The organism is Marinobacter sp. es.042 (assembly GCF_900188315.1).
GTDB lineage: Bacteria > Pseudomonadota > Gammaproteobacteria > Pseudomonadales > Oleiphilaceae > Marinobacter.
In genome coordinates this window covers 2,340,843-2,355,113 of record NZ_LT897781.1, presented here as the reverse complement: position 1 = coordinate 2,355,113, position 14,271 = coordinate 2,340,843, and the positions used below count along the sequence as shown (strand labels likewise).

The following is a 14,271-nucleotide window of genomic DNA, read 5'->3' as shown; positions in this document are numbered from 1 at the left end:
TGTCACGCTCCCGGATACCCCATCACAGAGGCGCACGCTTTGAAAAACGAGGTCAGCGATTTCCCGTCGTCCGATAGCCGCAGGGATGAATTGGGCGGCACTCTTTATGTTGTTGCCACCCCGATTGGCAACCTTGATGATCTGTCGCCAAGAGCAACCCGGACCCTGGCCCACGTTGATGTGGTCGCGGCAGAGGATACGCGCCACAGTGGCCGGCTATTGAGCCATCTGGGCATTCAGAAACGAATGATCGCATTGCATGACCACAACGAAAAAGATCGCGCTGCCGGTATCCTCGCTGAGCTTAAGGCCGGGCGCGATGTGGCGCTGATCTCCGATGCCGGTACACCGCTTATCTCCGATCCAGGGTACGTGCTGGTGCGAGACGCCAGGGCTGCGGGGTATCGGGTGAGCCCGATTCCGGGTCCCTGTGCACTGGTGGTGGCTCTGAGCGCGGCCGGCCTGCCGACGGACCGCTTTCTGTATGTGGGGTTTCTGCCTGCCAAGCGCTCGGGTCGCAGGGCCAGTCTTGAACCGTTGGCCAGTGAAACGGCTACTCTGGTGTTCTATGAATCCCCTCACAGGATTCTGGAATCGGTGCGGGACATTGCCGAGGTGCTCGGCGATGATCGTGAGATGGTTCTGGGGCGGGAAATCACCAAGACCTTCGAAACCTTCTATTCCGGTTCGGTTGCGGAGGTTCTGGCAGAGTTGGAGCAGGATCCCCACGGAACCCGGGGGGAGTTCGTGGTCATGGTTCGAGGTGCGATGGCGCAACCCGGTAATAATGACGCGGCTACCATGGATGTAGATCGTGTAATTCGGGTTTTGCTGGCAGAGCTTCCGGTGAAGAAGGTCGCCAAAATGGCGTCGGAGCTGACCGGTCTGTCGAAAAATGAGCTGTACCAGCGCGCACTGGCGCTCAAAGACAGCTGAGTACAGTGGCGTTTTCCCTTGCAAGGCTCTGGGCGCAGGAGTATTGTCTCGCCCGAGCTCGCCAGACAGTCGCCGCCGGTTTTCCGGGGGAGGAAAGTCCGGGCTCCACAGGGCAAGGTGCCAGGTAACGCCTGGGCGGCGCGAGCCGACGGAAAGTGCAACAGAAAGTATACCGCCTAAGCGCCCTCGGGCGCCGGTAAGGGTGAAACGGTGCGGTAAGAGCGCACCGCGTGGCTGGCAACAGTCCACGGCGATGGTAAACCCCACCTGGAGCAAGACCAAATAGGAATCCAATGGCGTGGCCCGCGCTGGATTCGGGTAGGTTGCTTGAGGCCTGTGGTGACGCAGGCCCTAGATGAATGACTGTCCACGACAGAACCCGGCTTATCGGCGAGCTCGCTTTTTTCCCTTCCTGTGACATTCGTCATTCTCAACAGATGTCCTTTATAGCCAAAAAATCTTAAACCTCACTTGCAGTCTTCAGACTTTTTTGCAGGTATTTGATTTTACTTCTTTTCTTTTCCGTAATCTCACCATTTCATCGAATCCGCCGCTGTAACCTCTTGTCATAAAAGGAACTTTTGCAAGTGTGGCGCTGTTTGCGGCGCTTGCATTGTGTATTGCGTGTTTCTATAGTGTGCAGAAGTGGGAAAAAGTGGTTTCTAGTGGTTTTTTGTGGATATCGGGCACCCAGAGATAGCGTAAATGAGTAATTTTCTCGGCAGTCATGCCATCAATATGGATGCGAAGGGTCGCCTGGCGATCCCCTCCAAGGTGCGCGAAGAGCTCGCGCAGGCCTGTGGCGGGCGCATTGTATTGACAGCAAACGCTGACGAGGAGCGGTGCCTGCTGGTCTATCCAGAGCCCGAGTGGGAAGTTCTGCGGCCCAAGATCGAGGCGCTTCCCAACATGAATAAGGCGGCCCGGCGGCTGCAGCGTCTGATTCTGGGTAATGCTGCGCCCATGGAGCTGGATTCGGCCGGGCGCATTCTGATTCCGCCAACCCTCAGAAGCTATGCCCATCTGGAGAAAAAGCTGATGTTGATCGGGCAAGGCAAGAAGCTCGAGCTCTGGAGTGAAGAGCGCTGGTTTGCCTGGCTGGATGAATCCTCTGATGACGAAGACATGCCGCCCGAGATGGAGGCGCTTTCCCTATGACCACCGATCGCAACCAGGAGGCCGGGGCGGCGTACTCGCATCGCTCGGTGCTCCTGGATTCGGCGGTCGACTATCTGGTCAACGACCCCGACGGTTATTACGTGGATGGCACCTTTGGACGGGGTGGTCACAGCCGCCTCATTCTGGGTCGCCTCGGCCCGTCAGCGCGGTTGCTGGGTATCGACAAGGATCCCGAGGCGATACGCGCGGCAAAGGAATTGGAAGCCCTGGATAACCGGTTCCACAGTTTCCACGGTTCTTTTGCGGAGCTGGGCGCTGCGGTGGTCGGTCAGGGTTGGCAGACAGTGAATGGTGTGTTGTTGGATCTCGGCGTGTCATCGCCGCAGCTTGATGATGCCTCCCGTGGATTCAGTTTCATGCGTGATGGTCCACTGGATATGCGCATGAATACCGAACAATCGCCCAGTGCCGCCGAATGGCTTGCAACAGCGGACGAGTCGGATATCGCAAACGTGATTTTCCGTTACGGCGAGGAGAAATTCTCGCGGCGTATTGCCCGGCTACTGGTCGAGCGTCGGCAGGAAGCGCCGGTCGAAACCACTCGCCAGTTGGCAGAGTTGGTTAGCGAGGCGGTCCCGAAAAAGGAAAAGCACAAGCATCCGGCTACCCGGACCTTTCAGGCAATCCGGATTTTCATCAACCGGGAGCTGGAAGATCTGGAAGTGGGTCTTCAGTCTGCTGTTGACCACCTCGCTCCGGGAGGGCGTCTGGTGGTCATCAGTTTTCATTCGCTGGAAGACCGGTTGGTCAAGCGGTTCATGAGGGATCTGGCGCGCGGGCCACAGCTGCCCAAGGGAGTGCCTGTAACCGCGGAACAGGAAGCCTCGGACTTCCGGCTCGTTGGCAAAGCCAGCAAGGCCGGCGCCGAAGAAGTAAGTGACAACGTACGTGCCCGCAGCGCAGTCATGCGGGTGCTCGAACGCACCGATATCAGGAAAAACTCGCAGGGGAGCGCGTAACCATGGGCGCTGTTGCCATTGAAGAGCCGGTAAAAACGGCGAAGCTCAACAAGCAGAAGGTCCGGGACGGTGTTGCAACCGCGGTCCGTATCTCAAGGCAGGTTTTCGCTGCCACGAAGCAGGGCAAGGTGCTTGTCTCGCTCGGTCTGGTAGCCGTGTTGCTGGCTTCCTCTATTGGCGTGGTGGTCAGCGCCCACGAGAACCGGGAGCTTTTCAACACGCTGTCGCAACTTCAGTCCGAACGCGACCGTTATCAGAGCGAATGGAGCCAGCTTCTGCTCGAGCAGAGTGCGTTAAGCGCTCATAGCCGGGTCGAAAATCTGGCGGCTGAGCGTTTCGGCATGGTGGTGCCGGGGCGTCAGGATATTGTGCTGGTGCCACTGATGTCGCCGGTTACCAGCCGGTAATCAACGAGAACAACAACGATTCAGGGTGATCGACGTGTCCGATCAGGGAAAGAAGACAACATGGGGGCAGCGTTTGGCGTCCGGGCTGGCAGCCTGGCGTTTTGGCTCCGTCGTGGGCGTCTTTCTCCTGGTGGTGGGTGTTCTTGGCTGGCGCCTGGTCGACCTCCACGTCGTGGATAATGATTTTCTGCGCAAGCAGGGTGATGTCCGTACGATCCGGGTTGAGAGTATTGATGCTCATCGTGGTGTTGTCACCGATCGTTATGACGAGCCTCTCGCCGTCAGTACGCCAGTGCAGACCATCTGGGCGAATCCTTCTGAAGCCGATCCCTCCGAGGCGCGACTCACCAACCTTGCGCGGCTGCTCGATATCAATGAAGCCTCTCTCCGGCGGCGTCTTGAAGAATACTCCGGGCGGGAATTCATCTATCTGCGCCGCAAGGTTCAGCCGGATCTGGCCAGAAAGGTTCTCGAATTGGAGATTGACGGGATATACACCCGTCAGGAGTACCGTCGCTATTACCCCGCAGGCGAAGTGACCGCTCACGTTGTGGGCTTTACCGACATCGACGAGCGCGGGCAGGAAGGGATCGAGCTCGCCTACAACCAGTGGCTGTCCGGTGAAACCGGCCGGAAGCGGGTCCTGAAAGACAACCGTGGCCGGATTATCAAGGATCTGACCCTGATTCGCGATGCCAGTCCCGGCCAGAATCTCGCCCTCAGCATCGACCTGCGCCTCCAGTACCTGGCTTACCGGGAACTCAAGGCTGTCGTGGCGGCTCATAATGCCAGAGGGGGTACGCTGGTCATGCTCGACGTGGATAGCGGTGAGGTCCTGGCGATGGTCAACCAGGGGTCCTATAACCCCAATGACCGCAGTCAGCTCGCAGCGCAAAATCTTCGCAACAAGGCTATCACCGACCTGTTCGAGCCAGGCTCAACCATGAAGCCGATCACCATGGCGGCTGCTCTGGAATCCGGCAGCTACTCGGTTAACAGCACCATTGATACCAACCCGGGTTTTCGACGTTTCGGTCGTTTCACCATCCGGGATCATCGCAACTATGGCGTCATGGATATGACCGAGATCATCGTCAAATCCAGCAACGTTGGAATCAGCCGGATTGCTACCGACCTTGGCGGCGATGTGATTCGCGATCTCTACGCCCGTCTGGGGCTTGGCCAGCCAACGGGGATCGGTTTTCCCGGCGAAGCCGTGGGCGTATTGCCATCGCCACCCAAGTGGCGCCCCGTGGAAGAGGCGACACTGTCCTACGGATACGGTATGAGCGTGAACGCTCTTCAACTGGCCCAGGCCTATATGGTGATCGCCAATGGTGGCGTGCGCTATCCCCTGAGCCTGGTCCGGCAGGACAAGAAGCCAGAGGGGCAGCGAGTGCTTTCGGAGCAAGTCAGCCTCCAGGTTCGCAATATGCTGCGTCAGGCTGTTTCAGAGGGTACTGGAAAGCGGGCCCAGCCGGGATTCTACTCGGCCGGCGGCAAGACCGGGACCGTTCATCTTGTTGGGGCCCAGGGTTACGAGGATAGCCAGTACAAGGCGATTTTTGCCGGTATGGCGCCTATTGATAACCCCAGGCTGGTTACGGTTGTGGCCGTTGATGCGCCGCAGTCCGGAGAATACTACGGTGGTGAAGTGGCCGCGCCAGTATTCTCACGAGTAATGAGTGACGCACTGCGACTGTTGAATGTGAAGCCTGAACTGGAAGTGGGAGAGGCCGAAATGGCTGCTTCTGCATCCGGAGAGCGAGGGTAGGCCTATGAGCATCACATCTCTCAGCACGTTATTGCAGGGTATCGTAGCGGTTCCGTCGGTGTTTGACGTGACCATCCACGGACTGAAAACCGACAGTCGGGAAGTCGCCTCCGGCGATGCCTTTATCGCCCTCTCTGGCGCCCGAACGCCGGCTGACTTCTATGTCGATAAGGCCATTGCAGCGGGCGCAACGGTCATCCTCCTGGAAGCGCAGCAGGCGGGAGAGTGCACCGAACACCACGGTGCCTTGATCGTACCTGTCGCTGGCCTGCGCAGTCTGGTGGGGCGAATCGCAGACCGCTTTTTCGAGCATCCGTCGCAACGGCTTCGCCTGATTGGCGTGACCGGAACCAATGGCAAGACGTCGGTCTGCCAGTATGTCGCACAGCTGCTCAAGGAAACGGGAACGCCCTGCGGTATCCTCGGCACCCTGGGCTATGGCATGCCCGGCGCCCTGCAGCCCGCGACTCACACGACACCGGATGCGGTTCAGGTTAACCGGGTGCTGTCCCGGATCGTGAAACAGGAAGGTCGGGCCGCCGTGATGGAGGTGTCTTCCCATGCCCTTGATCAGGGCCGCGTGGATAACCTCTCGATGACCGGCGCTGTATTCACGAATCTGACCCGGGATCATCTGGATTATCACGGCTCCATGGAAGCCTATGGTGCCGCCAAGGCGCAGCTTTTCCAGCGCGAAGAGCTGCATTTTTCGGTAATCAACTTTGATGATCCATTTGGTCGACAGCTCTTCGAACAGCTGGACGGCAAATGTGATCGCGTGCGCTACAGCCTGCACGAGGCCCAGACCGAGCTCTGGTTGCGGGAATTCCGACCAACCGACGAAGGCTTTGAAGCTGAGGTCGATGGCGAATGGGGCCGGTTTGTTGTTTCGGTTCCGCTGATGGGAAGTTTCAACGCGAGCAATGTATTGGCGGCTATGGCAACGGTTCTGACGCTTGGCGTGCCGATCGAGCGCGTGCAGCAGGCTGTGGGTCGGCTCACACCGCCACCGGGCAGGCTGGAGCGGTTTGTGGGTGCTAATGGTGTCAGGGTGGTGGTTGATTACGCCCACACCCCGGATGCCCTCGCCAATGCTCTGACAGCACTGCGTCCGCATGTTACCGGTGAACTGGTGTGCGTGTTTGGTTGCGGCGGTGACCGTGATGCCGGTAAACGTCCGGAAATGGCCCGGGAAGCGGAGAGTCTTGCGGATCGGGTGGTCGTTACTGATGACAATCCCCGCAGTGAGGACCCCGAAACAATTGCACAGCACATCCTCGCCGGTTTCACGGACGCTGCCCGGGTCTCTGTCATCCATGACCGTGCCGAGGCCATTCAGTCGACGATCCGTTCGGCGACGCCAAACGACGTAGTTCTGATCGCAGGGAAAGGCCACGAGGCTTATCAGGAAATCGCCGGCCAAAAATACCCGTTCAGTGATGCGGAGCAGGTTCGCCACGTCTTGAAACTCAATGGGGGTGTGGCATGATGCGCGCCTTTTCGCTGGCGGAAGCCAAGGGTTGGCTGGGCGCCGAGTGCACTGCGGGCGACCTTGCGTCGGTGAGCTTCGCCGGGGTTTCCACTGATACCCGCACCCTTGGGCCTGGCCAGCTGTTTGTGGCCCTGCGCGGCGAAAATTTCGATGGCCACCGTTTCCTGCAACAGGCCACGGACAAAGGCGCAGTTGGCCTGGTGGTCGATACGCCTGATACCAACCTGGCTCTGCCTCAGTTGGTAGTGAATGACACGCTGGAGGCCCTTGCCCGGCTAGCAGCCGCCAACCGTGAAGAAAGCACAGCCGCCATCCTCGCGATCACTGGCAGCAGCGGCAAGACCACCGTCAAGGAGATGTGCGCCGCCATTCTCTCGCAGATGGGCAAGACGCTTTCAACAAAAGGCAACCTGAACAATCACATCGGCGTTCCGCTTACGCTGTTCGGCCTTTCTCCGGAACACCAGTACGGCGTGATTGAACTGGGTGCCAGTGGGCTGGGTGAAATTGCCCATACCGTCGCCCTGGCAAAGCCCCGCGTTGCCATTCTCACGAATGCTGGCGAGGCCCATCTGGAAGGGTTTGGCAGCTACGAGAATATTGTCCTGGCCAAGGGCGAAATCATTGACGGCGTTGCGGCAGGGGGGCTGATAGTGCTCAACGGTGACGATCCGGCCTTCGCGCAGTGGCGCACCCGTGCCGGGGCCCGCCGCGTCGCAGGTGTCAGCCGTCTCGGCGCCGAGGCGGATTATCACGCAGTCATTGAGGGCCAGGACGCCGGAACCAGAACCTTTCAGGTGAGCGGCCCGGACGGCTGGCTATGCCGGGTCACGCTGGGCCTGGAGGGCGATCACAACATCACCAACATGCTGCTTGCCATCGCGGCAACCCGTGAGTTGGGTGCCAGTGATCAGGCGATTGTTGCAGGGCTGGCCAGTGTTGCGCCGGTGAAAGGGCGGCTTCAGGTCTTGCAGTTGTCGCCGGAAATCACGCTGATTGACGACAGTTACAACGCCAACCCGTCGTCCATGAAAGCCGCGCTCGGGGTGCTGGCCGACCGTGCAGGTCAGAAGATTGCTGTACTCGGTGCCATGGCAGAGCTTGGCGCCAAGGCAAATGCGTTGCACAGGGAAGTTGGAGTGTGCGCCCGGGAGCATGGTATCGATCGACTGATTACCGTGGGGCCGGGTTGTGAAGGTTATGCCGACGGGTTTGGCGAGTCCACGGAACTCGGGCTGAGCCATGAGCAGGCCGTTGAATCGGCAATTGGGGACAAAAACACACCATTGACAGTGCTGGTCAAGGGTTCTCGCAGTTCCGCCATGGAGCGTGTGGTGGAGGGAATTAAAGAAAAGGTGAATAACTCATGCTGCTCTGGCTGACAGAGGTCCTATCACAGTATTTCTCTGCACTGACGGTGTTTCAGTACCTGACCCTGCGTGGAATTCTGGGCACACTCACCGCGCTGCTGATTTCGCTGATCATCGGCCCGGTTATGATCCGCAAGCTGAGCCAGTACCAGATTGGTCAGGCGGTGAGAGATGACGGTCCGCAAACCCATCTCAGCAAAGCTGGCACCCCGACTATGGGTGGCGCACTAATCCTGGTGGCCATTGGCATCAGTACGCTGCTTTGGGCGGATCTTGGTAACCGCTACGTCTGGGTCACCCTTCTGGTGACGCTCCTGTTCGGCGCAATCGGCTGGGTTGATGACTATCGCAAAGTGGTGGAACGTAACCCGCGGGGCCTGCCGGCCCGCTGGAAGTATTTTTGGCAGTCGGTTATCGGCGCTACGGCGGCTGTAGTGTTGTTCTTCAGTTCCGCCTTGCCCCAGGAGACGTCCCTGTATGTGCCCTTTGTAAAGCAGGTGTCCCTCACGCTTGGCCCGGTGCTGTTCATTCTGCTCACCTATTTCGTGATCGTTGGCAGCAGCAACGCCGTCAACCTGACGGACGGCCTGGACGGTCTGGCAATCATGCCGACGGTGATGGTCGCCGGAGCGCTTGGTATCTTCGCTTACCTGTCCGGGCACGCCCAGTTCGCCAATTACCTGTTGATCCCGCATCTCCCGGGCACCGGCGAGCTTATCGTTTTCTGCGGCGCGCTTGTAGGCGCCGGGCTTGGTTTCCTCTGGTTCAACACTTACCCGGCCCAGGTTTTCATGGGGGATGTGGGCGCCTTGGCCCTCGGTGCCGCCCTGGGTGTGGTTGCGGTGATTGTTCGCCAGGAAATTGTGCTGTTCATCATGGGCGGTGTGTTCGTGATGGAAACCGTGTCAGTGATCCTGCAGGTAGCGTCCTTCCGTCTGACCGGACGGCGGATCTTCCGCATGGCGCCGCTGCATCACCACTTTGAACTGAAAGGCTGGCCGGAGCCACGAGTGATTGTCCGGTTCTGGGTTATCACGGTCGTTCTGGTCCTGATTGGCATTGCCAGTCTGAAACTGAGATAGGAAAGCGCTGCAACTATGAGTGTCATTGTTTCGGATCGTCGCACACTGGTCGTAGGGCTCGGTAAAACCGGGCTTTCCTGCGTGCGCTATCTGTCCGAACAGGGGCGGGACGTTGCTGTGGCCGATAGCCGCATGGCTCCTCCGGGTCTTGATCAGCTGAAGGTCGGTTGGCCGGATATTCCGGTACACCTCGGGACCTTTGACGCAGAGCTGTTTGCCGGTTTCAACGAACTGGTGGTCAGCCCGGGAATCAGCATTGCCGAGCCAGCCATTGCAGCTGCCGCCCGCCAGGGAGCAAGAATCCGGGGTGATATTGATCTGTTCGCCGAGGCTGCCGATGCGCCGATCGTCGCGATCACTGGCTCGAATGGCAAAACCACCGTCACCACACTGGTGGGTGAGATGGCCAGAGCGGCGGGCCGGAACGTCGCCGTTGGCGGCAATATCGGTACCCCGGCCCTTGATCTTCTTGGCCAGGGCGCAGACCTGTATGTGCTCGAGCTTTCGAGTTTCCAGCTTGAGACCACGGACGAGCTGAACGCCCTTGCGGCAACGGTGCTCAACCTCAGTGACGACCACATGGACCGTTACCCCAACAAGATGGCGTATTTCCAGGCCAAGCAGCGGATATTCCGGGGTTGCAAGAACGCCATTGTTAATCTGGACGATGCCCTGAGCACACCCATGGCAAGGGACAACCTGAGGTTCCTGTGTTTCGGCTTCCATCGGGTGAATCCCGAGACGTTCAGCACCCGGGACGATGACCAGGGCACCTGGATTACCTTCGGGTTTGATAACCTCTTGCTGGCCAGCGAGTTGAAGCTGATGGGGCATCACAACCTCAGCAACGTGATGGCCGCTCTGGCACTGGGCCATGCAGCCGGGCTACCGATGGATGTGATGCTCAGGGTCGCGCGGGAATTTCCGGGACTGCCGCATCGCTGTGAATTCGTTCGCCGGCTGAACAATGTGGATTTCATCAACGATTCCAAGGGAACCAACGTTGGCGCCACGGTAGCCGCTATTGAAAGCCTCGCCCCGGACAAAGGCAAAGTGGTCCTGATTGCCGGTGGTGATGGCAAAGGGGCTGATTTTACCGCCCTGGAAGCGCCCATCGCCCTGCATTGCCGGGCCGTGCTGCTGATCGGGCGTGATGCGCCGGCCATCGCCGATGTGCTGGGCAGCGGTATTCCGGTACATCGGATGGATAGCCTTGGCGATGCGGTTTCCCGCTCTGCCGAACTGGCCATGCCCGGAGACCGGGTGTTGCTCTCGCCGGCCTGCGCCAGCTTTGACATGTTCCGCGATTATCTCGATCGCGGTGACCAGTTCCGTTCTCTGGTGGAGGCTCTTTGATGCACGCAGATCTTCCACTCCAGAACCGGAATCCGTGGCTGGGCGAGATACAGCCCCTGCCGATGTTGGTGATCAGCTCTGTTGCATTGCTGGTTATGGGTGTGGTCATGATTTCCTCGGCGTCCATGGATATGGCTGCCGAAACCATGGGTAACAGCTACCACTACGTGATCCGTCAGTTGATGTTTGCCGGTCTTGGTTGCCTGTTCGCCCTGGTAGCGGTGAACGTGCCGGTGGCCTGGTGGGAGCGCAGCGGCTGGCTGCTGCTGGGCATCGGTCTGTTGGTCCTTGTTCTGGTGTTGACGCCCCTGGGCCGTACCGTGAACGGCTCCACCCGCTGGATTCCGTTCGGCCTGTTCAACGTCCAGGTCTCGGAAGTGGCGAAACTCTGCCTGATTGCCTACCTGGCCGGCTATGTGGTCCGTCGCCGGGATGAACTGCTCAATACCTGGCCTGGTTTCCTGAAGCCGTTGGTCGTCCTCGGTTTGGCATCGGTTCTGCTGGTGATTCAGCCGGACTTCGGTGCCACCGTGGTGTTGGTGACGGCAGCGGCGGGGATGATTTTCCTGAGCGGTGTCCGGCTGAGCCGGTTCGTGCCCCTGATCGGTACGCTGGTGGTCCTGGGTGCCATTCTGATCGTTACCCAGCCTTACCGTCTGAAACGGGTTGTCAGCTATCTCGATCCCTGGAAAGACCAGTTCGACAGCGGTTACCAGTTGACCCAGTCCCTGATTGCCTTCGGTCGCGGAGACTGGGGTGGTGTCGGCCTGGGTAACTCCATCCAGAAGCTGTTCTATCTGCCGGAAGCCCACACCGACTTTATCTTCGCCATTATCGCCGAGGAATTCGGTCTCCTGGGATCCTTGCTGGTACTCAGTCTGTTCACCCTTCTGGTGGTGACCGGATTCGTCATTGCCCGCCGGGCCGAGAAGGCGGACATGCCGTTCGGAGCGTGTTTTGCCTATGGGCTGACCCTGCTGATTGGCCTGCAGGCAGGCATCAACATGGCGGTCAGCACCGGGCTTCTGCCAACCAAGGGGCTGACTCTGCCGCTGGTGAGCTACGGTGGATCCAGTCTGATGATTACCTGTATCTGCATTGGCGTTCTTGCCCGTGTGGAAATGGAGCGCCTGGATCAGGAAAAGCTGGCCCGAGAGAAAACCGGTCCGAAGACGCGGGGAGGTGCGGTGTATGACTGAACAGCGTCGCTTCCTGATGATGGCCGGCGGTACCGGCGGGCACGTGTTCCCGGCCCTGGCAACGGCTCGGGCGCTTGAGGCTCGTGGTCACCAGGTGTACTGGCTCGGAGCCAGCGGCGGAATGGAACAGAGGCTGATCGGCGAAACCGATATCCCGCTGTCGCTGATTCATATTTCCGGTTTGCGGGGCAAGGGTAAGCTCGCTCTCTTGCTGGCGCCGTTCCGGCTGATGCGGGCTCTGGGTGAAGCGTTCACCATTCTGCGCCGGATTCGCCCGGATTGCGTTGTAGGCATGGGCGGATTTGTTACCGGGCCCGGTGGTGTTGCCGCCTGGCTGAACCGTACGCCGCTGGTGATTCATGAACAGAACGCCATCGCCGGAATGACCAACCGCATCCTGGTCAGGTTTGCAGAAACCGTGCTGGAGGCGTTTCCGGGTAGCTTCGGGCCGAAAGTGGTTACCCGCTGTACCGGCAATCCGGTGCGGGAAGACCTCGCCGCCTTGCCCGTTCCGGAAAAGCGCCTGGCGGACCGTGAAGGTGCTCTCAGGTTGCTGGTGATTGGCGGCAGTCTTGGCGCGCAGGTCTTCAACGAACAGCTCCCCGAGGCGCTGGCTATGTTGCCGGAAGTTGACCGGCCAGTGGTCCGCCACCAGTGTGGTGAGCGTCATGCCGAGGCGGCGAAGCAGGCCTATAAGGAGCATGGCGTGGAGGCGGCCGTTGAGCCGTTCATCAAGGACATGGCCGAGGCCTATGAGTGGGCCGACCTGGTGCTGTGCCGGGCAGGCGCACTGACGGTTTCGGAATTGTGCGCCGCGGGTATCGGCGCGGTGCTGGTGCCTTTTCCCCACGCCGTGGATGACCACCAGACGAAAAACGGGCAACAAATGGTGTCGGCGAAGGCAGCCATTCTGATTCCACAGGCAAAAATGACCCCGGCGGTGCTTGCGGAAACCCTGGGTGATCTGGCCCGGAATCGTGACCGGGTAAACGAAATGGCGAAGGCCGCCCGAACATTGGCCCGCCCTGATGCAACGGAGAGAGTCGTGAATTACTGTCTGGAGGCCGCCAATGGCTGATGCAAATAATCCGCCCCTGGTCTATCAGGTGCCTGAAATGCGCCGGATCCGTCACATTCACTTTGTGGGGATTGGTGGTGCGGGGATGAGCGGCATCGCCGAGGTTCTCAAGAATCAGGGCTACGACGTTTCCGGATCGGATCTGAAAGAAGGGCCGGTTACCGATCGTCTCAAGGGTATGGGCGTAGAAGTGCAGATCGGTCACCGGGAAGAGAACAGCGCCAGTGCCGATGTGGTTGTGGTGTCTTCAGCGGTGTCTGCGGAAAACCCGGAAGTCGTGGCGGCCCGCAGTCGTCGGGTGCCGATTGTACCCAGGGCAGAAATGCTGGCGGAAATCATGCGCTATCGCCACGGCATCGCCGTCGCTGGAACCCATGGCAAGACCACAACCACCAGCCTGATTGCATCCATTCTGGGTGAGGCGGGCCTGGACCCGACGTTCGTGATTGGCGGCAAGCTGAACAGCGCCGGCACCAACGCTCAGTTGGGCGGTTCCCGATATCTGGTGGCGGAGGCCGACGAAAGTGATGCCTCCTTCCTGCATCTGACGCCGGTGATTTCAGTGGTAACCAACATCGAAGCGGACCATATGGATACCTATGGCGGCGATGTCGAGAAGCTGAAGCAGACCTTTGTGGACTTTCTGCACAACCTGCCGTTTTACGGTGTCGCGGTGATGTGCGTCGATGACGATTACGTTCAGGAGATCATCCCCCGGATATCCCGGGCCATCATCACCTATGGAATTGACAACCCGGAGGCAGATTACCGGGCCGAGAGCATCAATTCCGACGGTTTGCGGACCCACTTTGTGGTGAAGCGTCCGGCCGGGCGCAGCGACCTCGCGGTCGAGCTGAAAATGCCGGGCCGTCATAACGTGCTGAACGCGCTGGCGGCCATAGCCGTGGCCACAGACGAAGGCGTCGCCGATGATGCGATCTGCCGTGGGCTGGCCGGATTTGCCGGTGTCGGTCGCAGGTTCCAGGTCTACGGCGATTACCAGACCCCCAAGGGCACGGTCACCCTGGTGGACGATTACGGTCACCACCCGACGGAGGTAGAGGCGGTTATCCGGGCTGCACATGATGCCTGGCCCGACCGGCGTCTGGTCATGCTTTACCAGCCGCACCGCTTTACGCGGACCCGCGACCTTTATGAAGACTTTGTCCGGGTGCTTTCGGAAGTGGACGGCCTGCTTTTAATGGACGTGTACTCCGCCGGCGAACCGGCGATTCCGGGTGCCGATGGTCGGGCCCTGTGTCGCAGTATTCGCCAACGCGGGCAGGTGGAACCGGTGTTTGTTGAGGACAACCTGGAAATCGAGTCCCTGCTGGCCAATGTGCTGCAGGACGGCGATCTGCTGATAACCCAGGGCGCCGGCGATATTGGCGGCGTGGCAGCGCGGCTGGCAGCCGCGGGAGTGATAGCGGGTGAGTGAC

12 protein-coding genes and 1 other RNA gene are annotated in these 14,271 nt (G+C 59.6%); all 13 read left to right on the top strand.

Annotated features, from left to right (window positions below):
• The first annotated feature begins 39 nt into the window (after positions 1 to 39).
• The 13 genes from rsmI (at position 40) to murC (ending at position 14,270) form a co-directional block, all read left to right on the top strand.
• Entirely contained in the window at positions 40 to 936 is an 897-nt protein-coding gene (gene rsmI, locus CFB02_RS11055) for a 16S rRNA (cytidine(1402)-2'-O)-methyltransferase (RefSeq protein ID WP_088558045.1), read from the top strand.
• A gap of 53 nt (positions 937 to 989) precedes the next feature.
• An RNA gene (rnpB, locus tag CFB02_RS11050) (RNase P RNA component class A) lies at positions 990 to 1,339 on the top strand.
• A 302-nt stretch (positions 1,340 to 1,641) separates the two neighbouring features.
• Positions 1,642 to 2,094 carry a division/cell wall cluster transcriptional repressor MraZ gene (gene mraZ, locus CFB02_RS11045; RefSeq protein WP_008176533.1) on the top strand — a complete coding sequence of 151 codons (453 nt, stop codon included), beginning with the start codon at positions 1,642 to 1,644 and terminating at the stop codon, positions 2,092 to 2,094.
• Positions 2,091 to 3,074, top strand: a complete 984-nt coding sequence (rsmH, locus tag CFB02_RS11040; protein ID WP_088558044.1) for a 16S rRNA (cytosine(1402)-N(4))-methyltransferase RsmH — start codon at positions 2,091 to 2,093, stop codon at positions 3,072 to 3,074. The genes mraZ and rsmH overlap by 4 nt, the downstream gene beginning before the upstream one ends.
• A gap of 2 nt (positions 3,075 to 3,076) precedes the next feature.
• Positions 3,077 to 3,481, top strand: coding sequence for a cell division protein FtsL (gene ftsL, locus CFB02_RS11035; RefSeq protein ID WP_088558043.1), 405 nt, complete (start codon positions 3,077 to 3,079; stop codon positions 3,479 to 3,481).
• Positions 3,482 to 3,515: 34 nt separating this feature from the next.
• Positions 3,516 to 5,255: a peptidoglycan D,D-transpeptidase FtsI family protein gene (locus tag CFB02_RS11030; RefSeq protein ID WP_088559226.1), complete on the top strand. Its 1,740-nt coding sequence runs from the start codon at positions 3,516 to 3,518 to the stop codon at positions 5,253 to 5,255.
• Positions 5,256 to 5,259: 4 nt separating this feature from the next.
• A complete protein-coding gene (locus CFB02_RS11025; RefSeq protein ID WP_088558042.1) occupies positions 5,260 to 6,744 on the top strand; it encodes a UDP-N-acetylmuramoyl-L-alanyl-D-glutamate--2,6-diaminopimelate ligase in 1,485 nt (494 codons plus the stop codon).
• Positions 6,741 to 8,129: a UDP-N-acetylmuramoyl-tripeptide--D-alanyl-D-alanine ligase gene (locus CFB02_RS11020; RefSeq protein WP_088558041.1), complete on the top strand. Its 1,389-nt coding sequence runs from the start codon at positions 6,741 to 6,743 to the stop codon at positions 8,127 to 8,129. The genes CFB02_RS11025 and CFB02_RS11020 overlap by 4 nt, the downstream gene beginning before the upstream one ends.
• Complete coding sequence (mraY, locus tag CFB02_RS11015) at positions 8,114 to 9,199, top strand: phospho-N-acetylmuramoyl-pentapeptide-transferase (RefSeq protein ID WP_008176520.1); 1,086 nt, start codon at positions 8,114 to 8,116, stop codon at positions 9,197 to 9,199. The genes CFB02_RS11020 and mraY overlap by 16 nt, the downstream gene beginning before the upstream one ends.
• Before the next feature lie 15 nt (positions 9,200 to 9,214).
• Entirely contained in the window at positions 9,215 to 10,555 is a 1,341-nt protein-coding gene (gene murD / locus CFB02_RS11010; protein ID WP_088558040.1) for a UDP-N-acetylmuramoyl-L-alanine--D-glutamate ligase, read from the top strand.
• Positions 10,555 to 11,754, top strand: coding sequence for a putative lipid II flippase FtsW (gene ftsW, locus CFB02_RS11005; protein WP_088558039.1), 1,200 nt, complete (start codon positions 10,555 to 10,557; stop codon positions 11,752 to 11,754). Before murD ends, ftsW begins: the two co-directional genes overlap by 1 nt.
• A complete protein-coding gene (murG, locus tag CFB02_RS11000; protein ID WP_088558038.1) occupies positions 11,747 to 12,832 on the top strand; it encodes an undecaprenyldiphospho-muramoylpentapeptide beta-N-acetylglucosaminyltransferase in 1,086 nt (361 codons plus the stop codon). The genes ftsW and murG overlap by 8 nt, the downstream gene beginning before the upstream one ends.
• Positions 12,825 to 14,270, top strand: coding sequence for a UDP-N-acetylmuramate--L-alanine ligase (murC, locus tag CFB02_RS10995; protein ID WP_088558037.1), 1,446 nt, complete (start codon positions 12,825 to 12,827; stop codon positions 14,268 to 14,270). Before murG ends, murC begins: the two co-directional genes overlap by 8 nt.
• Position 14,271 lies beyond the last annotated feature (1 nt).

Excerpts from the sequence above, each read along its gene's own strand:
- mraY (WP_008176520.1), top strand. The coding sequence starts at position 8,114 with ATGCTGCTCTGGCTGACAGAGGTCCTATCACAGTATTTCTCTGCACTG.
- CFB02_RS11025 (WP_088558042.1), top strand. The coding sequence starts at position 5,260 with ATGAGCATCACATCTCTCAGCACGTTATTGCAGGGTATCGTAGCGGTT.
- murG (WP_088558038.1), top strand. The coding sequence starts at position 11,747 with ATGACTGAACAGCGTCGCTTCCTGATGATGGCCGGCGGTACCGGCGGG.
- CFB02_RS11020 (WP_088558041.1), top strand. The coding sequence starts at position 6,741 with ATGATGCGCGCCTTTTCGCTGGCGGAAGCCAAGGGTTGGCTGGGCGCC.
- rsmH (WP_088558044.1), top strand. The coding sequence starts at position 2,091 with ATGACCACCGATCGCAACCAGGAGGCCGGGGCGGCGTACTCGCATCGC.
- murC (WP_088558037.1), top strand. The coding sequence starts at position 12,825 with ATGGCTGATGCAAATAATCCGCCCCTGGTCTATCAGGTGCCTGAAATG.
- ftsL (WP_088558043.1), top strand. The coding sequence starts at position 3,077 with ATGGGCGCTGTTGCCATTGAAGAGCCGGTAAAAACGGCGAAGCTCAAC.
- ftsW (WP_088558039.1), top strand. The coding sequence starts at position 10,555 with ATGCACGCAGATCTTCCACTCCAGAACCGGAATCCGTGGCTGGGCGAG.
- mraZ (WP_008176533.1), top strand. The coding sequence starts at position 1,642 with ATGAGTAATTTTCTCGGCAGTCATGCCATCAATATGGATGCGAAGGGT.
- murD (WP_088558040.1), top strand. The coding sequence starts at position 9,215 with ATGAGTGTCATTGTTTCGGATCGTCGCACACTGGTCGTAGGGCTCGGT.